The 20499-nt window shown below is 66.4% G+C and carries 16 protein-coding genes and 1 pseudogene; 13 read left to right on the forward strand and 4 right to left on the reverse strand.

The window, feature by feature from the left end; all coding sequences use genetic code 11:
- The 3 genes from ACW4E8_RS36200 to ACW4E8_RS36210 form a co-directional block, all read left to right on the forward strand.
- On the forward strand, nt 1–191 hold a 191-nt coding region (locus tag ACW4E8_RS36200; protein WP_456808893.1), incomplete at its 5' end, for a TniB family NTP-binding protein.
- 49 nt (nt 192–240) lie between these two features.
- Entirely contained in the window at nt 241–783 is a 543-nt protein-coding gene (locus tag ACW4E8_RS36205) for a hypothetical protein (RefSeq protein WP_456808936.1), read from the forward strand.
- Nucleotides 762–1115, forward strand: a complete 354-nt coding sequence (locus tag ACW4E8_RS36210) for a hypothetical protein (RefSeq protein ID WP_456808894.1) — start codon at nt 762–764, stop codon at nt 1113–1115. The genes ACW4E8_RS36205 and ACW4E8_RS36210 overlap by 22 nt, the downstream gene beginning before the upstream one ends.
- A gap of 454 nt (nt 1116–1569) precedes the next feature.
- On the opposite strand, the gene ACW4E8_RS36215 is transcribed toward ACW4E8_RS36210, so the two are convergent.
- From ACW4E8_RS36215 to ACW4E8_RS36225, 3 genes and pseudogenes are all read right to left on the reverse strand, one after another.
- Nucleotides 1570–2832 (reverse strand): branched-chain amino acid ABC transporter substrate-binding protein, encoded by a 1263-nt coding sequence (locus ACW4E8_RS36215; RefSeq protein WP_456808895.1) that lies wholly within the window; start codon nt 2830–2832, stop codon nt 1570–1572.
- A gap of 56 nt (nt 2833–2888) precedes the next feature.
- Nucleotides 2889–4430: a class I adenylate-forming enzyme family protein gene (locus ACW4E8_RS36220; protein ID WP_456808896.1), complete on the reverse strand. Its 1542-nt coding sequence runs from the start codon at nt 4428–4430 to the stop codon at nt 2889–2891.
- A gap of 540 nt (nt 4431–4970) precedes the next feature.
- A pseudogene (locus ACW4E8_RS36225) lies at nt 4971–6097 on the reverse strand (AMP-binding protein).
- 167 nt (nt 6098–6264) lie between these two features.
- Between ACW4E8_RS36225 and ACW4E8_RS36230 the strand changes: the two are divergent.
- The 9 genes from ACW4E8_RS36230 to ACW4E8_RS36270 all read left to right on the forward strand — a co-directional run bounded on the left by ACW4E8_RS36230 (nt 6265) and on the right by ACW4E8_RS36270 (nt 18422).
- The gene (locus ACW4E8_RS36230; protein WP_456808897.1) at nt 6265–8097 is read left to right on the forward strand and encodes an acyclic terpene utilization AtuA family protein; all 1833 of its coding nucleotides are present in this window, start codon (nt 6265–6267) and stop codon (nt 8095–8097) included.
- Between the two features lie 260 nt (nt 8098–8357).
- On the forward strand, nt 8358–9128 hold the full coding sequence (locus ACW4E8_RS36235) for a helix-turn-helix domain-containing protein (RefSeq protein WP_456808898.1): 771 nt from the start codon (nt 8358–8360) through the stop codon (nt 9126–9128).
- A gap of 108 nt (nt 9129–9236) precedes the next feature.
- Entirely contained in the window at nt 9237–10049 is an 813-nt protein-coding gene (locus ACW4E8_RS36240) for a TIGR03084 family metal-binding protein (protein WP_456808899.1), read from the forward strand.
- Nucleotides 10046–10948 carry a phosphatidylglycerol lysyltransferase domain-containing protein gene (locus ACW4E8_RS36245; RefSeq protein ID WP_456808900.1) on the forward strand — a complete coding sequence of 301 codons (903 nt, stop codon included), beginning with the start codon at nt 10046–10048 and terminating at the stop codon, nt 10946–10948. Before ACW4E8_RS36240 ends, ACW4E8_RS36245 begins: the two co-directional genes overlap by 4 nt.
- A 123-nt stretch (nt 10949–11071) precedes the next feature.
- Nucleotides 11072–12694: an acyl-CoA carboxylase subunit beta gene (locus ACW4E8_RS36250; protein ID WP_456808901.1), complete on the forward strand. Its 1623-nt coding sequence runs from the start codon at nt 11072–11074 to the stop codon at nt 12692–12694.
- 42 nt (nt 12695–12736) lie between these two features.
- Nucleotides 12737–13891, forward strand: coding sequence for an acyl-CoA dehydrogenase family protein (locus tag ACW4E8_RS36255; protein WP_456808902.1), 1155 nt, complete (start codon nt 12737–12739; stop codon nt 13889–13891).
- 44 nt (nt 13892–13935) lie between these two features.
- Nucleotides 13936–15936 carry an acetyl-CoA carboxylase biotin carboxylase subunit gene (locus tag ACW4E8_RS36260; protein WP_456808903.1) on the forward strand — a complete coding sequence of 667 codons (2001 nt, stop codon included), beginning with the start codon at nt 13936–13938 and terminating at the stop codon, nt 15934–15936.
- Between the two features lie 44 nt (nt 15937–15980).
- Nucleotides 15981–16766: an enoyl-CoA hydratase/isomerase family protein gene (locus ACW4E8_RS36265; RefSeq protein WP_456808904.1), complete on the forward strand. Its 786-nt coding sequence runs from the start codon at nt 15981–15983 to the stop codon at nt 16764–16766.
- 72 nt (nt 16767–16838) lie between these two features.
- Nucleotides 16839–18422, forward strand: a complete 1584-nt coding sequence (locus ACW4E8_RS36270) for an acyl-CoA synthetase (protein WP_456808905.1) — start codon at nt 16839–16841, stop codon at nt 18420–18422.
- A 502-nt stretch (nt 18423–18924) separates the two neighbouring features.
- Here ACW4E8_RS36270 and ACW4E8_RS36275 read toward each other — a convergent pair.
- Nucleotides 18925–19626, reverse strand: coding sequence for a pyridoxamine 5'-phosphate oxidase family protein (locus ACW4E8_RS36275; RefSeq protein ID WP_456808906.1), 702 nt, complete (start codon nt 19624–19626; stop codon nt 18925–18927).
- Between the two features lie 164 nt (nt 19627–19790).
- Here ACW4E8_RS36275 and ACW4E8_RS36280 point away from each other — a divergent pair, with 164 nt between their 5' ends.
- Nucleotides 19791–20402 carry a methyltransferase domain-containing protein gene (locus ACW4E8_RS36280; protein ID WP_456808907.1) on the forward strand — a complete coding sequence of 204 codons (612 nt, stop codon included), beginning with the start codon at nt 19791–19793 and terminating at the stop codon, nt 20400–20402.
- Nucleotides 20403–20499 lie beyond the last annotated feature (97 nt).

The raw sequence follows: 20499 nt of genomic DNA on the forward strand, positions 1-20499 counted from the left end.
GAAACTACAGGGAACAGCGGGCGTCCTTGAATCTACTGAAGTTCCTGGCGAATGACTTGAGAATCTCCATCGTCCTCGTTGGCACCCAAGACGCAGTAATGGCGTTGCAGACGGACCCGCAGATGGTGAGCCGGTTCACACGCTTCGAAATTTCCAGGTGGAAAGAATCGGAGGCCTTCGCGTCCGTTTGACGACGAAGCGTTTGGCGGTTGGCTGGGGCGTCTGGCAGCGAAGTATCGGATCGGCGTCGCCGACTTGTGGGCTAGCGCGCAGCTCGGGGCATTCCCCGACTTGACCCGCAGTGGATGGCTGCTGTTTCCGCCGGTTGACGAGTTGGTGCTGGCCCGTCTCTCGGCCCTAACCCATGTTGGCGTCGACAGAATGGTGGCGATCCAAACACCAGCAGCGTGGGTGTCCGACCGTAGCAACCTTCCGTACTGCTTCGAGTGCCTCGTTCTGAACCCCTTCGATATCTTCTCGCCCCGCTGGAAAAGAGAATGGCTGAATCCGGCTGCGACGGCCTGTGAAATTCACGGCCGCCGCCTCGAGACCATCCCTTCGTCCACACTGCTCAAGCGAGGAAATCTCAATGCTGTGATCAGTCGGATCGGGCGAGGAGCGGGTCCGGCGTCGGAAGCGATACCGACACCTCGCCGACACGCCACGTTCGCAGAATTAGTGGTCGCCAGTCTCAGAATTAGCGATCTGCAACAGTCACCTCGGCTGCAGCGCGACTCGATCAGTTCCTCAGTCGAAACGGTGTGGCGACCGATGAACGCGTGACCGTGATCAGCGACGACGCTGGTGAATTTGAGAAGACCGTCCAGGGCAGTCAGCTGGCTCGCGGCCGGATCCTCGATTGGTTCCATATCGCGATGAAGTTAAAGGCGGCGCAGCGTTCTGTGTTCGGCAGCAAGATGATCGCCTCGCTGGAACGGGAGTCGGTGGAGACCGAAATCACCCACGCCAAGTGGTTGGCCTGGCATGGCAAGGGCAGCAAGGCGGTGGAGCGGATCAAGGCACTGGACAATCGGCTGCTGACGAGGGAAGAAAGGGTACGAATTCAGTACGCTGTGGTGGAATCTGAACACCGTCTACGGGTACCTGAGGAATAACGCACACACGTTGGTCAACTATGGCGCTCGGCATCGCAAGGGCCTGCCGATCAGCAGCAGCATCGCCGAGTCCGCGGTGAACCAGGTCGTCAGCCATCGCATGGCCAAGAAGCGACAGATGCGCTGGACTGACGAAGGGGCGCACTGCATAGAGCAGGTCAGGGTCGCGATTTTGAACGGGGAATTCTCGCCCCGCTGCGTCTCGGCGCTCGAGATAGCCGCCTCGCGTCACGGCAAATGCATCGGGACAGCATCGCCAAACCGGCACCGAGCAACGAACAGAACAGACCGTGCAACCCTTGCCGCAAGCCAGGGCGCCTGATGAAATCGACCTCCCAAACTTTTGCACGCTCTCCTTCACGACATCCGATGCCGCCAGATTTGTGCGGATTTACACAGCCATCGACAGCTGGTGGCGTTGCGCATGGGGCTTCCTTCTGGCTATTTGTCAGCATCAAGCGGGATTGGGCCGCTTCATATGGCAGATGGTCGGCAGCGTCGCGCCGTCGGTGTCGATCTTGCGGTTGGTCTGCCAGCCGTAGCCGGTGCCCTCCTGGTCGTAACGCACGTCACGACCATTGACCTTGACCCAGGTGGCGATATACAGCGGCTGCTGCAATTGGTGGTCGCTCTTACGCATCTCCACGTCGCCATTCAGGCTCTTGAACTTCATGCCCTCCATAGCGAAGGCCACCTTGACCGGGTTGGTGCTGCCGGCCTGCTTGATGCCGTGCGACAGCAGCGCCACGCCGGCATAGGTGGCGCCGGAGTAGTAGTCATCGTTGTACTTCTTGCGGAAGGCCTCGACGATTTCCTTGCCGGCGAAGGTCTCGTTGTTGGGATGCCAGTACGGCACGCTTTTGACGCGCTCCGCGCCCGCCGCGCCCATTGCGGCCGGTACGCCGCTGCTGCCGCCGAACAGCGTGTACAGATTCGCCTTCAGCCCACCTTCGCGCGCGGCCTTGACAAAGAGCGCCAAGTCGCTGCCGGCGTCACCGGTTATCACGGTATCGGCGCCGGACGCGACGATCTTGGTCACGTAGGGCGTGAAGTCCTTCACCTGCCCGAATGGGTGCAGCACCTCGCCGACGATCTGTAGGTCGGGCCGCTTGTCCGTCAGGTCGGCGCGCGCGGCGCGCGTGACTTGCTGGCCGAAGGCGTAGTCGGGGTTGACCAGGTAGACCTTCTTCGCCGCCTTGTCGGCAATAATGAAGCTGGTCAGCGCCTTGATCTTCATGTCCGAGTGCGCATCCAGGCGGAAATGCCAGAAGCTGCATTTGGCATTTGTCATGGCAGGATCACCGGCCGAGGTGTTCAGGTAGACGATCTCCTTGCCAGGGTTGCGCGCATTGTGTTTGTCGATGGCGTCGAGCAGCGCCAGCCCGGCGCCCGAGCCAAAGCCCTGGGCTACGTAGCGGTAGCCGCGGTCGATCACGGTCTTGAGCACGGTGAGCGTTTCCTGCGGGCTGCCCTTGTTGTCGAAGCCAGTGACCTCGATCACGTTGTCGCCGGCCCAGTGCTCGCGGTTGGCGATGTCGGCCACCATCTGCCAGCTCTTGAGCACGTTCTCGCCGGTGGCGGCGAAAGGGCCGGAAAGGGGATCGATGTAGGCAATGCGCACAGTTTCGGCTTGAGCGGGCGAGAATGCCAGCAGCGTCGCTGCGGAGAGCGCGGCAAGCAGCGGACCAGACTGACGCGGGGATTCAACGTGGAACATGGCACTCCTTCAGACAGGGAAGATGCGGCGGCACAGGCCGCTGCGCTGTACGGCGACTACGACGAAGCGAGCCGCGCCTCCAGCTCATGCCGCTTGACCTTGCCGGTTGTGCTGCGCGGCACCTCGGCGGCATCGATGAAGAACACGGACTTGGGCAGCTTGTAATCGGCTATGCGGCCGCGGCAGTGGGCCACCACCTGTTCGCCAGTGAGCGACGCATCCGCCTTGACCACGAAGGCCACCGGTGCCTCGCCCCAGCGCGCATCGGCACGGCGCACCACCACGGCGTCGGCGATCCGCTCCCAGGCCAGCAGCACGCGCTCGATCTCGGCCGGATAGATGTTCTCGCCACCGGACTTGATCAGGTATTTGCGGCGGTCCACGTAGTCCAGGCTGCCGTCCGGGTTGCGAACAAACACGTCGCCCATGTGGAACCAGCCGTCGCGGAAATCGTTGGCCGTGGCCTCCGGCGCGCCCCAGTAGCCGCTGAACAGGCTGGGGCCGCGCATGGCGAGTTCGCCCGGGCTGCCGTCCGGCACCTCCGCGCCGTCGGTATCCACAAGCCGCACCACGCAATGCGAGTTCTGCCACTTGGACAGCGAACGGGGTAGCTCGCCCACGGGAATCAGGTGGCGGCTGGCCGGCGCGGCGCCGGTTTCGGTGGAGCCGAAGGAGTTCAGGAACGGCGCGTTGAAGAGGCGCGTGACCTCGGCGATCTGCGCGGCAGGCACAAGGTCAGCCATGCAGCCGAGCGTGCGCGCGGCTAGCGGACCAACTGTGGCGCGCCGCGCGGCCTCGATGACGCGCTCCACCATGCCGGGAATCAGCGTCAGGTGGCCGATCTTCTCGCTGGCGCTCAGGGCCACGATCTGGTCGGCGTCCGGCCCGTCCATCACGATCACCTTGCCGCCGCTGGTCAGCAGCCCGTAGACGGAATCGGTGGAGACCATGTGGCACAGCGGCGCCCAGGCGATGAAGGTGTCGCCAGGCGCCTGCAGGCCGTCGGCGCGGCTAATCATCGAACGGGCGAGCATGGCGCGATGGCTGATCAGCGCGCCCTTGGGCAAGCCGGTGGTGCCGCTGGTGTAGAGGATGATGAGACTGTCCTCGGGCTCGGGATCTTGCGGTTGCGGGGTATCCGGCGCGGCGGCCAGCAGCGGCTCGTACTCCGTTTCCAGTTCGATCACCCTGGGCACATTATGCGCGAGGCGGGCCAGCGTGTCGGCATAGCGCGCGGAGACGAACAGCATACGCGGCGACACCAGGCGGATACAGTGCAGCAGTTCCTCGTCCGCCTGTCGCCAGTTCTGGCAGGCCAGGATCACGCCGAGCAGCGCGGCGGCCAATTCCAGTTCGATGTACTCGAAGCGATTCTCTGCCAGCACCGCCACGCGGTCGCCGCGCTGCACGCCGTGCGCGCGGATGGCGTTGGCCAGGCGGCTCACGCGCTGGTCAAGCTCGGCATAGCGCAGCTGGTGATCGCCCTGCTGCAGCGCAACCTGCTCCGGGCTGCGCGCCACCTGCTGGCGCCACAGGGCGGCAATGGTCAAGCCTGCGGCCTGGCTCGTCAGGCGGGCTGCTTCTCGTTGCGTGGTCATGGTGTCCCCGCTGGCCCGGTGCGCGTGTGGGCGCCCTGGAGCGTGTTGGCCGAGTGGGATGGCGAAGCTGAACCCCCAACGGCATAGCGGCACCTTACAAGCGAAGGCAGCCCGCGTCTTGCGCCAATTGGCTGCGGGTTGGAAACGCCTCGGTGGGATGCTCGTACAGAACGCTCTCCACCTCGGCCGGGTAGACGTTCTCAGCGCCGCTGATGATCATGTTCCTTAGAGACGGTTTCAAGTGCGACACGTGTCGCCGTCCGCCGCGCGTCAAGCGGGATGATGTTGGGATGGCAAAGCTCATTCTTGCCTTGTCACATTCGACAACAATCGGCTTGCAATCCGGGAGGCGTCCACATAAGCATTTCCCTAGCCTTCACGCCGCGCGGCTGCTGGCAGTGTCGGCCCCTGTCGCCAGGACGGTCCGTCTGTCGAGAAGTACATTGTCCCCGGAGCTTCACACCCGACGGTTACCCATTGCGCATGTCCAGGTAGGCAACTGCTGGTCGTACAGCAGGTCACAACTTCAACTTCCAATATTCAACTCAGATTGACATGGTGGTCGACAGGCGTGAAGAGAAGGAGAGCGTGCAAAAGTTGGGGAGGCTCCCAGGTAGGGCCGCTCGAGCATCTGGGCACCGCGCCAACCACACAGTCCCACTCGCGGATCAGGTGCGGCGCCATCGATGCGCCGCCGTATTCCACCAGCCGCAGCGATGACACGTCGCGGGTGTGGGCGTCTGGGTGGTTGAGCAGCATGCCGGCCATGGTCGGCGCGGCGAAAAAGTGCGTGACTTTCTCGGCATCGACCAGTTGCCGGGCCTCGCCGGCATCGAAGCGCCGCTGCAACACCTGCGTGGCGCCAAGGTGCAGGCGCGGCAGGAAGCTGGTGTGGAGCTCGGCCGTATGGTTCGGCGGCGCAATAGACAAGCCGACGTCCTCGCGCGACAGCGTCATCACCTGGTGCATCATCGCGTTGTGTGCGCGCTTGCTGCGGTGCGTGTGCAGCACGCCCTTGGGGCCGGTGGTGCCGCTGGTGTACATCAGGATGCAGGGGTCGTTCTCGTCCACGACGATGCCGGGCGCGTCATGCGGCTGGTCCGCGGCCAGCGTGCCGAGGTGATGCGTGGCAAAAGCCGGCGCCGGCTCGGGGTCGGCATAGATCCAACGCGCCGTGCCCGTGGCCAGCTCGCGGGCCTTTTCCACGACGGCGGAGCCTTCCTGCTCGAACAGCAGGGCGCTGGCCTTGCCGTCTTCGAGGATGAAGGCAAATTCCTGGGCGGCCAGGCGGTAGTTGATCGGGTTGAAGATCGCGCCCGCGCTGCCGCCAGCAGACTGAAGACAAAGGCCGGCGTGTTGTAGAGGAAGGCCGCGACCACATCGCCATGGCCCACGCCGATAGACAGCAGCGCGTGGGCGTGGCGGTTTACCTCAGCGTCCAGCTCGGCATAGGTCCAGGTGCGGCGGCTCGGTCCCAAGCCGGCGACCAGCGCGGTCTTGCGCGGCAGGTAGCGCGAGGGCCAGGAAAGGGTGTCGCCGAGCGTAAGGACGTAACTTAAGGCAATGCTCCAACAGCGGGGATGGGGGCGCCGGCAGGCCAGCATGCCGGCGAAAGCGGTCGAATATAAAGCCGGCGCTTTTGGGAAATAACCATTTGCACTTTGCATATAGGGATACGATGGGGTGCCATTGCGGCGCCAAAGCCAATTGACGCAAGACGCCGCCCCGGCGTGTCGCTATCGTGCCTGCAAGGCCGGCGAGCCATGACTCGCCGATGACGACGGAAATCGATCACTGAGGATCGATCATAGAGGCAAAAAGGGGAAGCGTGTCCATGAACAAGCAAGGTCGGCAGGGCAAGGACAAGGTGCGGATAGGCGGCGCCTCCGGTTTCTGGGGCGACAGCGCGATCGGCCCGGTCCAGCTGGTGGACAAGGGCGACATCGACTACCTGGTGTTCGACTACCTGGCCGAGCTCACCATGTCGCTGCTGGCGGCGGCGCGCCTGAAGAACCCGGAAGCCGGCTATGCGCTGGATTTCGTCACCGGCGCCCTGCGCGCGGTGCTCAAGCCTGCCATGGCCAAGGGCATCCGCATCGTCAGCAATGCAGGCGGCGTGAACCCGCGGGCCTGCGCGGCAGCGGTGCGCAAGCTGGCCGAGGAACTGGGCGTGACGGTGCGGGTAGCGGTGGTCGATGGCGACGACCTCCTGCCGCAGCTCGACGCGCTGCGCGAGGCTGGCATCCGCGACATGCAAAGCGGCGCCGCGATGCCGGCGCGCATACTGACGGCCAATGCCTATCTGGGCGCGGTGCCAATCCAGGCCGCGCTGGATGCCGGCGCGGATATCGTGATCACCGGGCGCTGCGTGGACAGCGCGGTGACGCTGGGCGTGCTGATGCACGAGTTCGGCTGGCGTCCCACCGACTACGACCTGCTGGCCGCGGGCAGCCTGGCGGGACACATCATCGAGTGCGGCTGCCAGGCCACCGGCGGCCTGCACACCGACTGGGAGCAGGTGCCTGACTGGGCCAATATCGGCTATCCGGTGGTGACCTGCCGGGCGGACGGCACCTTCCTGGTCGGAAAGCCGCCCGGCACCGGCGGGCTGGTCAGCGCCGCCACCGTCGGCGAGCAGATGCTGTATGAGATCGGCGATCCCGCGGCCTACCTGCTGCCCGACGTGATCTGCGATTTCAGCGGCGTGACGCTGCGCCAGGCGGGGCCGGACCTGGTGGAAGTCCAGGGTGCCAGGGGCCGGGCGCCGACGCCAAGCTACAAGGTGTCGGCCACGTATGCCGATGGCTACCGCTGCTCGGCGCAACTGACCATCGTGGGCTTCGATGCCGTGGGCAAGGCACGCCGCAGCGGCGAGGCCTTCCTGGAGCGCACCCGCGGCATGCTGGCCCGGGCAGGGCTGCCGGATTTCACCGAGACGCGGCTGGACGTGCTGGGCACCGCCGCGTCCTTCGGCCCGCACGTGCCGCAGCCGTCCTTGTTCGAGGCCGTGATGTGGCTGGCGGTGACGCATCCGGACAAGCGCGCGCTGGAGTTGTTTGCGCGCGAAATCGCGCCTGCCGGGACGTCATGGTCGCCCGGCACCACTGGCGTGGGCGGACGGCCATCGGTCAGCATGGCCATCAAGCAGTTTCCCTTCCTGGTGCCGAAAACGCGGGTGCAGCCCGCCGTCTGGCTTGACGAGCAGCCGGTGTCACTGCCGGCAACCTTCGTCAGCGGGACCGACGCACGGACCAGCATGGTACCGGCTTCCGAGCCTGCCTGCGCGTCGACGCCGCCGGCCGCCACGAAGCCGGGCGCCGATTGGGTCGACGTGCCACTGATCCGGCTGGCGTACGGCCGCAGCGGCGACAAGGGCGATTTCTCCAACATCGGCATCATCGCGCGCGACGCCGCCTACCTGCCGCTGATCGAAGCGCAGCTCACCGAGGCCGCGGTGGCCGCGTTCCTGGCGCACAACGTGAAGGGCAGGGTGACGCGCTATTCCCTGCCCGGCATCGGCGCCTTCAACTTCCTGTGCGAGCAAGCGCTGGGCGGCGGCGGCATGGCCTCGTTGCGCAACGATCCGCTGGGCAAGGGGATGGGACAGGTCCTGCTGGCCATGCCGGTGCGGGTGCCGCCGGCGCTGGCGCGGACACTGGGCGCTTGAGCCAGGCCGGATGCCCGACGCCATGCGGGCATCGGGATAAACCCCCATCCGGCGGCTGTTCGGCCGCCTTCGCTGGCATGATGATGGCGGTGCGCAAAGCCGCGGGGCGGCTGTCCGCGCCTTCTTGCCGAACCAGGCGCCAGCCGTCAGCCACATGAACCACTCGCGGCGCCGCGAACAGTGAGACCCAGATGCTGCCAGTTTTGCCATGCATACCGGATGCCACGGGCCAGCCGTGCGGGCGCCCGAGCGGAAGCTTCATGTGGATCGACCCCGACCGCGTGCTCTACGTCGGCCTGCTCGGCGCGCCGTCGGTGCGCTCCATCGGCGCGATCCTGCTTTATGTGGCGCTGGACGCGCCGTTTCGCCTGAGCGTGGCGGATGGCGAGTGGGAGACCGCCGAGATCGGCTTCGTGCCGCCCTACGTGCCGCACCGCATCGCGTCCGACAGCCGCAGCCTGTGCGGCTTCCTCGTCGAGCCCGAAACCGTCGACATGTCGCGCCTGCCCTTGTTGCTGCGCGGACCGGGCGGCGCACTGGCTGCGCCAAGGCTGGCGCAGCATGCCCGCGACCTGATCGCCCAGTTGCGCGGCATGCGGCGCCCAGAGCTGGACGCCGGGCTGCTCGATACCTTGTTGCTGGGCCAGCCGTTGCTGCCGCGCGCGCTCGATTCGCGCATCGAGGCGGCGGTGCGCCAGATCAAGGCCGACCCAGGCGGGCGTAGCGCCGCCAGCGACCATGCACGCGATGCCAACTTGTCGTTTTCCCGCTTCCTGCACCTGTTCAAGGAAGAGGTCGGCACACCGTTCCGCACCTTCCGCACCTGGAAGCGCGCCCGCAGCCTGCTGCACTACGTCACCCAGGAGGCCAACCTGGCCGAGGTCGCGCTGGATACGGGCTATCCGGATTCCACGCATTTCAGCCACTCCATACGCCGCGTGTACGGGCTCAAGCCGCGCGACATCTTCGCGGGCTCGCGCAAGCTCGCGCTGCACGGCCTGCCGCCGATGACCGCCTATCGCCCCGCGTAGCTGGCCGGGTGGCGACCACTTTGCGCAAGACCAACGGCGCGCCGCGCGCCAGAATCGAAGCCATCGACCCTCACCAAGCCTGCCGCCAACGGCAGCCGGATACGCCCCATGAAAGCAACCTGCCAGGATCTGCTTGCCGAATACCGCGAGCTGGCCACGCTTTGCGCCACGCTCACCCCCGCGCAATGGCGCGAGCCGAGCGCCTTCTACGACTGGAGCGCCTGGGACGAGATCGCCCACCTGTGCTACTTCGACCAGACCGCGCTGCAGGCGGCCACCGACCCGGAAGCCTTTCTGCGCGGCGCACAAGCGCTCAACACGCTGATGGCGGGGGGCGGCCATATCAGCGCGGTGGCGCGTGATACCTACGGCCACCTGGACGGCTCCGCCTTGCTGGCGTACTGGCAGCCGCTGTATGAGCGGCTGGTGCAGACGCTGGCCGCGTTCGACTCCAAGGCCCGCCTGCCCTGGTACGGGCCGCCGATGAGCGCCCGCAGCTTCGCCACCGCCCGGCTGATGGAGACTTGGGCCCATGGGCAGGACGTCTGGGATACGGCAGGCCGGGCCCGCGCGCCCACCGCCCGCCTCAAGCACATCGCCCATATCGGCGCCACCACCTATGGCTGGACCTTCGTCAACCGCGGCGAACCGGTGCCGGGACCAGCGCCCCATGTCGCGCTGAGCGCGCCGGACGGCAGCGAGTGGACCTGGAACGAGGGGCAGCTGGACAACTACGTGCGCGGCAGCGCCGAAGATTTCTGCCTGCTGGTCACGCAGCGCCGCCATCTGGACGATACCCGCCTGCAATACAGCGGCGGCCCGGCCCGGCAATGGCTGTCGCAAGCCCAATGCTTCGCCGGGCCGCCGGCCACCGGGCCAGCCGCCGGCACGCGCGTATTGCGCACGGCTTCGGCAGGGTGAGCGGCACGGCCGCTCCCACGCGGATCGAGTCCGGCGAAGCGTTGACGCCGGCGCTGGCCGCCGGGATCGATCAAGCGCTGCACAGGCTCAGCGTCGATCCCGGCGAGGCCTGCCTCTCCGAGCACGTCTTCGCCAACCTGTACCTGTTCCGGCACGCCCACGCCTACCGCTATGTCGGCGGCGACCATCCGCATATCAGCGGCGTGACCTATGACGGCGCGCGCCACGCGCTGCCGCTGTTTGCGCTGGCGTCCGCGCCGGTTGATGCATTGCGGGCGCTGTTGCATGAGCACGCGTGCTTCTACCCGCTGTCCACGGCCCAGGTCGTGCGGCTCGATCCCGCCATCTTCACCTGGACGGAATCGCGCGCCGACGCCGACTATCTCTATCCCGCGGCCAATTTCGCGGACTATCGCGGCACCACGCTGGCCAAGAAACGCAACTTGATGAAGCAGTTGCTGGCCGCACACACCGTCACGGCGCGCCCATACCACCCGGCGCTGGCCGGCAAGGCCTTGGCCGTGCACGAAGGCTGGATGCATGCCAAGCACAAGGCGCAGGGCGAGGCCGACGACACGCCCTGCGGCGAGGCCCTTCGGTATGCTGACCGCCTCGGCCTGGAAGGCTTCCTGTACGAGGTAGCAGGCCAGCCTGTTGGCTTCGTGCTGGCCCAGGAGATCCGCCCGACGGTCTTCGCCGTGCGCTTCGCCAAGGGCCTGGCAGGCTACAAGGGCATCTACCAGTACATGTTCCATCACTTCTGCACGGCGTTCCCACGCCCGGTGGCATGGCTGAATTTCGAGCAGGACATGGGACTGGATAACTTCCGGCAGACCAAGCTTTCCTATGCGCCCAGTGCGTTGTTGCCGAAGTTCAGGGTGGGTTTGCGGGCGGGGTGACGTGGTTCCTGCAACTGTCGCGCAAAGGCTCAAACCAGCACAGCCAGTTCTCGCAAGACCCCGCAGGCTCCCACCCCTACCATGGCTTCACACCGGCGCATCGCCTTCGAACAGTGAATCCACATGGCAAATATCGAATCCAGACTCTCCGCGGGCAGTGAAGCATTCCAGGCCAACCGCGCCGGCATGCTGGCCCTGCTGGAGCGTATCCGCGCCTTCGAGCAGCGCGCCGCCAGTACGTCCGCCGCCTCGCGCGAGCGTTTCGAGAAGCGCGGGCAGTTGCTGCCGCGCGACCGACTGGCGTTGCTGCTGGATCCGGGTGCGCCGTTTATCGAGTTGTCGTCGCTGGCCGGCCTGGGGCTGGACAATCTCGACCTGGACGAGAGCGTTCCCGGCGGCGGGCTGATTGCCGGCATCGGCTTCGTGTCGGGCGTGCGCTGCGTGATCAGCGCCTCGGATTCGGGCATCAATGCCGGCGCCTTGCAGCCCAAGGGCCTGGACAAGCAATTGCGGGTGCAGGAGATCGCGCTCGAGAACAAGCTGCCATACGTGCAACTGGTGGAGAGCGCTGGCGCAAACCTGATGACCTACAAGGTCGAGGATTTCGTGCGGGGCGGCAACCTGTTCCGCAACCTGGCGCGCCTGTCGGCCGCCGGCCTGCCGGTGGTGACGGTGACGCATGGCTCATCCACTGCCGGCGGGGCCTACCAGACGGGATTGTCGGACTACATCATCATGGTGCGCGGCCGCTCGCGCGCCTTCCTCGCCGGGCCGCCGCTGCTGATGGCGGCCACCGGGGAGGTCGCAACCGAGGAGGAACTGGGCGGCGCCGTGATGCATACCTCCGTCTCCGGCCTGGGCGACTACCTGGCCGAGGACGACCGCGATGCGCTGCGCATCGCCCGCGAGATCCTGGGCAAAGTCGACTGGAACCGCGACCAGCCCGCCGCCGCGCCGCGCAGCTTCAAGCCGCCGCGCTTTGACGCCGAAGAACTACTCGGTGTCATGCCGATGGACCATAAGCGCCCGGTCGACATGAAGGAGGTGATCGCGCGCATTGCCGACGACTCCGACTTCCTGGAATTCGGCGAGAACTACGGCGGCGCCACCGTGTGCGGCCATGTCAAGATCGAAGGCTGGCCGCTGGGCATCATCACCAACAACGGCCCGATCGACCCCGCCGGCGCCACCAAGGCCACGCACTTCATCCAGGCCTGCTGCCAGTCGCGTACGCCCATCCTCTACCTGAACAACACCACCGGCTTCATGGTGGGCCGCAGCTATGAGGAAGCCGGCATCATCAAGCACGGCTCCAAGATGATCCAGGCGGTGAGCAACGCCACCGTGCCGCAGATCACGATCTATTGCGGCGCGTCGTTCGGCGCGGGCAACTACGGCATGTGCGGGCGCGGCTTCCATCCGCGCTTCTGCTTCTCCTGGCCCAATGCCAAGACCGCGGTGATGGGCGGCGAACAGGCGGCGCGCACCATGGCCATCGTCACCGAGGCCGCCATGAAGCGCAAAGGCGGGGAGGCCGATGCCGACCAGCTGGAGGCGCTGCAGAAAGGCATCGTCGAGCGCTTCGACCGGCAGATGAGCGTGTTCGTTACCAGCGCCCACGTGCTGGACGACGGCGTGATCGACCCACGCAATACGCGCGCGGTGCTGGCCAATGTGCTGGCGATCTGCCGCGATGGCGACGCCAGGACGCCGCAGGCCATGCAATTCGCCGTGGCGCGACCCTGACGGCCCCGGCCGCACCCAGAACGAAAAACGGAGACCGACCCAATGCTGCTGACACCCGAACACGAGGCGCTGCGCGCCACCATCAAGCGCTTCATCGCCGAGCAGATCAACCCGCATGTGGACGCCTGGGAAGAGGCCGAGATCTTCCCCGCGCATGAAGTCTTCCGCAAGATGGGCGAGCTGGGCCTGCTTGGCCTGTCCAAACCGGAAGAGGACGGTGGCATGGGCCTCGACTACTCCTACAGCGCGGTGCTCGCGGAAACGCTGTCCGACATCAACTGCGGCGGCGTGCCGATGGCCATCGGCGTGCAGACCGACATGGCCACCCCGGCCCTGGCGCACCACGGCAGCGTGGAACTGCGCCGCGAATTCCTGGCGCCCGCCATCCGCGGCGAGTACGTGGCGTGCCTTGGCGTCTCCGAGGTGGGCAGCGGCTCCGACGTGGCCTCCATCAAGACCACGGCGCGGCGCGACGGCGACGACTACGTCATCAACGGCGGCAAGATGTGGACCACCAACGGCACCCAGGCGGACTTCTGCTGCGTGCTGGCCAATACCTCGGATGGCGCCCCGCACCGCAACAAGACCCTGATCGTGGTGCCCATGAAAACGCGCGGCGTCTCGGTGGCCAAGAAGATCCGCAAGATCGGCATGGACTCGTCCGACACCGCGCAGCTGTACTTCGACGATGTGCGGGTGCCGCAGCGCTATCGCATCGGCGAGGAGGGCATGGGCTTTACCTATCAGATGGAGCAGTTCCAGGTGGAGCGCCTGTGGGGCGCGCTCAGCTCCGCCAGCCGCTGCGCCAAGGCCATCGACCTGACCATCGAATACACCCGCGAGCGCAAGGCGTTTGGCCGCTCCATCCTGGACAACCAGTGGGTGCACTACACGCTGGCCGAGTTGCAGACCGAGGTGGAGGCGCTGCACGCGCTGTGCTGGCGTGCCGTGGAGATGGTGGTGCGGGGCGAGGATGCCACCCGCCTGGCCACCATGGCCAAGCTCAAGGCGGGCCGGCTGTCGCGCGAGGTGGCTGACCGCTGCCTGCAGTTCTGGGGCGGCATGGGCTACGTGATGGAGAGCCCGATTTCGCGCATTTTCCGGGACGGGCGGCTCACCTCCATCGGCGGCGGCGCCGACGAGGTCATGATGCAGATCCTGTGCAAGTTCATGGGCACCTTCCCCCAGTCGAAATGAGTGTGCAAAGCGCTACGGCAGATCAAAGACAAGACCAGGCCACCATGAAGCAGCCCACGCCATTCCACAAGATCCTGATTGCCAACCGCGGTGAAATCGCCTTGCGCGTAATGCGCAGCGCCACCGCGCTGGGCTACCGCACGGTGGCCGTCTATTCCAGCGCGGATGCGCTCGCGCGCCATGTCCAGGAAGCCGACCAGGCGGTATGGATCGGCGAGGCGCAGCCGGCGCAATCCTACCTGCGCATCGACGCCATCATCGACGCCGCGCGGCGTTGCGGCGCCGACGCTGTCCATCCCGGCTACGGCTTCCTGGCGGAGAACGCCGCCTTTGCCCGCGCCTGCCGCGAGGCGGGGCTGGTGTTTATCGGCCCATCGGCCGAGTCCATCCTGGCCATGGGCAACAAGGCTGGCGCCAAGCGCTTGATGATGGCCGCGGACTTGCCTTGCATCCCGGGCTACCAGGGCGAAGACCAGAACGAAGCGCGCCTCTGCGCGGAGGCCGGGCGCATCGGCTTTCCGGTCATGATCAAGGCCACGGCTGGCGGGGGCGGGCGAGGCATGCGGCTGGTGCCGGATGCGCGGGCCTTTCCCGAACTGCTGCGCAGCGCGCGCTCGGAGGCGCAGGGCGCCTTCGGCGATCCCGAAGTGATCCTGGAGCGCGCCGTGGTGGAACCGCGCCATATCGAGATCCAGGTCCTGGCCGACCGCCATGGCAACGCCATCCACCTGGGTGAGCGGGATTGCTCGGTGCAGCGGCGCCATCAGAAGCTGATCGAGGAGGCGCCGTCACCCGCAGTCAGCGCCGAGCTGCGGGCCCGCATGGGCGCCACCGCCGTGGCCGCCGTCAAGGCGATCGGCTACGAAGGCGCCGGCACGCTGGAGTTCCTGCTCGACCGCGACGGCAACTACTACTTCATGGAAATGAATACGCGGCTGCAGGTGGAGCATCCCGTGACCGAGGCCATCACCGGCCTGGACCTGGTGGCGCTGCAACTGCGGATTGCGGCCGGCGAGCCGCTGCCACTGAAGCAGGAAGACGTACGCCTTTCCGGCCACGCCATCGAGGTACGGCTGTGCGCCGAAGACGCCGATCAAGGCTTCATGCCGCAGAGCGGCGAGATTGCGCTGTGGCAGGCCCCGTCCGCCTTGCGCGTGGAGCACGCGCTGTGCAGCGGCGCCGCGATCCCGCCGTACTACGACTCCATGATCGCCAAGCTCATCAGCTACGGCGGCACACGCGACGAAGCGCGGCGCAATCTGTCGCGAGGCCTGGAAGACCTGGTGGCGCTCGGCGTGACCACCAACCAGGGATTCCTGGGCCGCTGCCTGGCGCATCCTGCGTTTGCAGCGGGCGAGGCCACCACGGCCTTCATCGGCCAGCATCAGGAGGCGCTGTTGCGCCCGGATGCGGCGCTGCGCCAGCGCGCCGCGGCACTGGCTGCGCTACTACTGTATGAAACCTCGCCGGAGCGCCAGCCGGGTGCGCCGGCCGCGAGCCTGGCGCCCACGCTGCCCATCCGCCTGCGCTACCGGGTCAACGGCGTGGAGCATCAGGCCAGCCTGACATTTAGCAGCGGCAATCGCTTCGAAGTCGCGATGGGCGAGTCGCGCTTCGCCTTCGAGACCATCGCGCTAGCCGAGCATTCGATACGCTTTGGCTGCGATGGCATGGTCGAGAGCGCCACCTTCCACCGCGACACCAGCACGCTGCTGCTGCACTACCAGGGCACGCCGCTGCGCATCGAGGACCATACGCGGGCGGCAGCCGCGAGAGCGGGCGAGGCGGCCGGCGACGGCAAGCTGCGCGCCTCGATGAATGGCCGGGTGGTCAACGTCATGGTGGCCGCCGGCGACCAGGTCGAGGCGGGCCAGCCCATGGTGACGCTGGAGGCCATGAAGATGGAGCATATCCACGTGGCCCCGGCCGCCGGCCGGGTTGGCGCCGTGCACGTGCAGGTGGGCGACCAGGCCGCCGCCATGCGCGTGATCGCGGAGATCGAGTTCGAGGCGTCGCCCGCGGAACCGGTCAAGGCGGCCGCCTGAGCCATTTACCCAACCCACAGACAAAGCCTACCCGGCGGACCACCATGAGCGAATCGGAAACCCCAGCCGTCCTCCATGAAAAACGCGGCGCCGCGTTCTGGATCACCATCAACCGGCCGGACAAGCGCAACGCCATAAACAAGGAAGTGGTGGCCGGCATCCGCGCGGGCTACCGCGCGGCGCACGCCGACCCCGCCATCCGCGCCATCGTGCTGACCGGCGCCGGCGACAAGGCGTTCTGCGCCGGTGGCGACCTGCAGCCGGGCAAGGGCTTTGCCTTCGACCTGTCGCAGCCCAACGTGGACTATGCGGACATGCTGCGCGAGTCGCAGCAAGCCACGCTGCCCAGCATCGCCCGCATCAACGGCACCTGCATGGCCGGCGGCATGGGCCTGCTGTGCATGACCGACATGGCGGTGGCCACCGACAACGCCTTGTTCGGCCTGCCGGAAGTCAAGGTCGGCGTGTTCCCGATGCAGGTGTTGAGCCTGCTGCAAACGCTGGCGCCGCCCCGGCTGGTGCGCGAATGGTGCATTAGCGGCGAGCCGTTTTCCGCCGCCGAAGCCAAGGCCGCCGGCCTGGTCAACCACCTCGCCGCGCCGGGCGAGCTGGACGCCCGCACGGAATGGCTGGTTGCCCGCGTGGCCGACAAGTCGCCCACGGCGATCCGGCGCGGCAAGTACGCCATGCAGGCCATGGCGTCGATGAGCTTCACGGAAGGCATCGCCTATACCGAAAGCCAGATCGCCTTGCTGGCGATGACCGAAGACGCGCGCGAAGGCCTGGCTGCCTTCAACGAGAAGCGCAGGCCGGTCTGGACCGGCAAGTAAAGAACAAGCGAGGCGCGCGCCGGACAGGGCGCGCCGGCAGTGTCTGCAACGTCTGAACAAGGGGAGCGGCATATGAACAAGGCATCGTCGGCAGCATCGTCCACCCAGCCGGCCGGCGCCGGCGACAACGCGGCCTTCCTGGCGCTAGGCATGGCCGAATGGCTGCGCCGCCGCGCCGCGCGCAGCCCCCGCAGCCCCGCGCTGACCTGTGCCGGGCAGACGTGGACCTATGCCGAACTGGTGGCGGACGCCGCAAGGATGGCCGCAGTGCTGGCCGCAGGCGGCGTCGGCCGCGGCCAGCGCGTGGGCTACCTGGGCCTGAACGATTCGCTGTTCCTGGTGACGCAGTTTGCCTGCGGCTGGCTGGGCGCCATCTTCGTGCCGCTCAATTTCCGGCTCACCGGGCCGGAACTGGCCTTTATCCTCAACGATGCCGGCGTGCATACGCTGTTCGCCGACGAGGACTATGCGGGCCTGATCGACGAAGTGCGCCCGACGCTGGAATGCCAGCGTTACCTGCGCCGCGCCGACGCGCCGGGCTGGGAGAGCCTGCTGCCCCTGATGGCGCAAGCCAGCGCCGCGCCGCCGGCCGTGCCCACCCATCCGGATGAAGTGGCGGCGGTGATGTACACCTCGGGCACCACCGGCCACCCCAAGGGCGCCATGCTCACGCATGGCAACTTCTGGGCCAACAACCTCAATGTGATGATGCTGAGCGACATCGCCAGCACCGACGTCGCGCTCAATTTCGCGCCCCTGTTCCACGTCGGCGGCATGTGCTGCGTCTCCCTGCCCATCCTGATGGCAGGCGGCCATCTCGTGCTGCAGCGCAGCTTCGATCCGGCCGCCGTGATGCAGGCTGTGGCCGAGCACCGCGTGACGGTCAGCTTCGCGGTGCCGGCCATGCTGCTGTTTGTCAGCCAGCACCCGGATTTCGAGCGGGCCGATTTGTCCAGCCTGCGGAGCATCTCGGTCGGCGGCGCCCCCATGCCCGAGCCGTTATTGCGCCTGTTCGCCGGACGCGGCATCCCGGTCAACCAGGGCTACGGCCTGACCGAGACCGCCGCCGCCACGACCTTCCTGGCCCCCGAACGCGCACAGGACAAGCTCGGCTCCTGCGGCACGCCGGCCATGATGACCGAGGTCTGCATCCGCGACTTCGACGGCAAGCCGCTGACCGAGCCCCAGGCGCGCGGCGAGATCTGCGCGCGCGGCGGCAACATCATGAAAGGCTACTGGAACCGGCCGGACGCCACGGCCGGCGCCTTCTACGAAGGCGGCTGGTTCCGCACGGGCGACGTCGGCTATGCCGACGAGGAAGGCTTCTATTACGTCTGCGATCGCCTCAAGGACATGGTCATCACCGGCGGCGAGAACGTCTACCCGGCCGAGGTGGAAAGCGTGCTGTACGAACATCCGGCCATCGCCGAAGTCGCGGTGATCGGCGCGCCTGATCCGCGCTGGGGCGAGCATGTGGTGGCGGTGGTGGCGCTCAAGCCAGGAGCCAGCCTGACGCTGGAGGCTTTGCAGGCGTTTGCGGAGCCGCAGCTGGCACGGTACAAGCTGCCGCGGGCGTTGCAGGTGGTGGCGGCGTTGCCGCGTAATCCGACGGGGAAGGTGTTGAAGGTGCGGTTGAGGGAGCTGGATTTGGAGTAGGGGTGTTGTGTGATCCATGGCTGGGGGGCGCGGTGGTTTCTTGAGCGGTTTTGGCTTTTGGACCCAACAGCCATACGACATCATCCCCCTGCGGGATTGGTCACGGTTTCTTTGCGAGGCGATGGCCCTTGGATCCAACAGCCATACGACATCCCCCTGCGGGGGCTGCCGGTCACTCTTCTTTGCGTCGGCAAAGAAGACTAACGAGAAGAAAGCCGACCCTGCCGGAAGCAGAGCAATAAGGCTTATGGGGCTCGGTGGTTTCGTCGTACGGCCCAGAGTGCCGGCGGGCATCTGCCGGTACCGGTTTGACCGGCCACGAATCAGCCAGCCTCCGGGATTCGTGGTGGGGCCCCCGGTAGAGGAATTCTTGCCCATTCGCCAATCTGCCATTACCTGCGCGAAGCACCACGACACATCGCCCGTCAATGGTTTCGTGGTGGGGCGGGCGCGGTGGTCAAGATCTTGGGCATAGGCAGGGCCCCTGCGCTATCGCTGGTGGCTATTTTTCGAATTTCTTTTCAGATTGCGGCACATGTGTATCTATGCCCGGGTAACCGATAATATTCTGCGGAGGGGCCTGGACAGTATTCCGCGACGGGTCCGGTGTCGGCGCGAGGAAAGCCGTCTTCGCCGGAATCACGCCGATCCAGGTGGGCCAGTCGGGTGTTTGGGTCTCTTCATCGGGGAACTCGTCCCGCACCTTTCCCACCGCGTACTCGAGTGAGATGCGCATCAGCGAGATGCTCCGGATCTCTTGCTCCTTGACTGGGCGGATCTGTTCCCAACGGCCAGGCAGGATATGGTCCATCTGCGCTTGCATGGATGCCACTTTCGCGGCGTGTTCCACCACTTCCTCCATCTGGCCATGAATGACCACGGAGCGATAGTTGCAGGAGTGATTGAACGCGCTATGTCCGAGAACCAAACCGTCAAACAGGGTGATCGTCGCGCAGACGTGTGCCCCCGGCAACAGGCGGCTCAGTCGACCCTTGTTCGCGGCATGAATATAGAGGTGATCACCCTGCCGCCAGCAGACCAAGGGAATGGCGCTCGGCAAGCCATCATCCAGGAACGACACATGGCACAGGTAGGCGCTGTCAATGATCGCGTGGGTGGCGTCGCGAGGGTATGTTGCTCGCTCGGGAATGCGTTTCACCCTGTAGCGCTTGGTATGAGAGGCTTGCTGCTCAATGTTCTGCATTCGATATTCCATGATTGATCGCATTCACCGGCCGGCTCGAAGCGTCGCACTCAAGCTCGTCTATCCCTGCCAGGAACGGAGATTAACGTGTGTCAGTTGCCACGCCGGACCGGAAACATCTGACCTCGCCCGGGAAATTTCGTAAGAACGCAGAGGAGCACCCAATGGCAGGACCAACCATCGACTTCTGGCAAGCCCGCTTCGAATCCGGGCAAACGCCGTGGGAACGCGAAGCCGCCAGCCCGCAACTCCAAGCCTGGCTGGCGCAAGGCGCTATCCAGGCCGGGGAGCGCGTGGTCGTACCCGGCTGTGGCGGTGGGTGGGAAGTCGCCGCGCTGGCCGCGCATGGCGCGCGGGTCAGCGGCATCGACTACGCGCCCGGGGCGCTGGCCCGCACGCTTGCCCGGCTGGAACCGGGGGGGCTGCAGGCGAACCTGGAAGAGGCGGACGTGTTGCATTGGCAGCCGGCCACGCCGGTGGACGCCGTCTATGAGCAGACCTGCCTGTGCGCGCTGCACCCCGACCACTGGACCCGTTATGCCGCCCAGCTTCATGCGTGGCTGCGTCCTGGCGGGCGCCTGTTCGCCTTGTTCATGCAGATGCGCCGCGACAGCGCCGGCCAGGGCGTGGTGGAAGCGCCGCCGTACCATTGCGACATCAATGCCGTGCGTGCGCTGTTTCCCGCCCCGCTGTGGGACTGGCCCAAGCCGCCTTTCAGCGCCGTGAGGCACCCTGGTGGCGCGTTCGAGCTTGCGGTGGTGCTGGTGCGCCGCTGATCCTGCCGGCGCACCATTCGGGCCAGCCCCGCCCGCCGCGCCAACCATGGGTAATCCCCAACCCATATACAGCCAGTCCACACAAGAGCCACTCCGG

The sequence above is a fragment of the Cupriavidus sp. CP313 genome, from assembly GCF_054072015.1.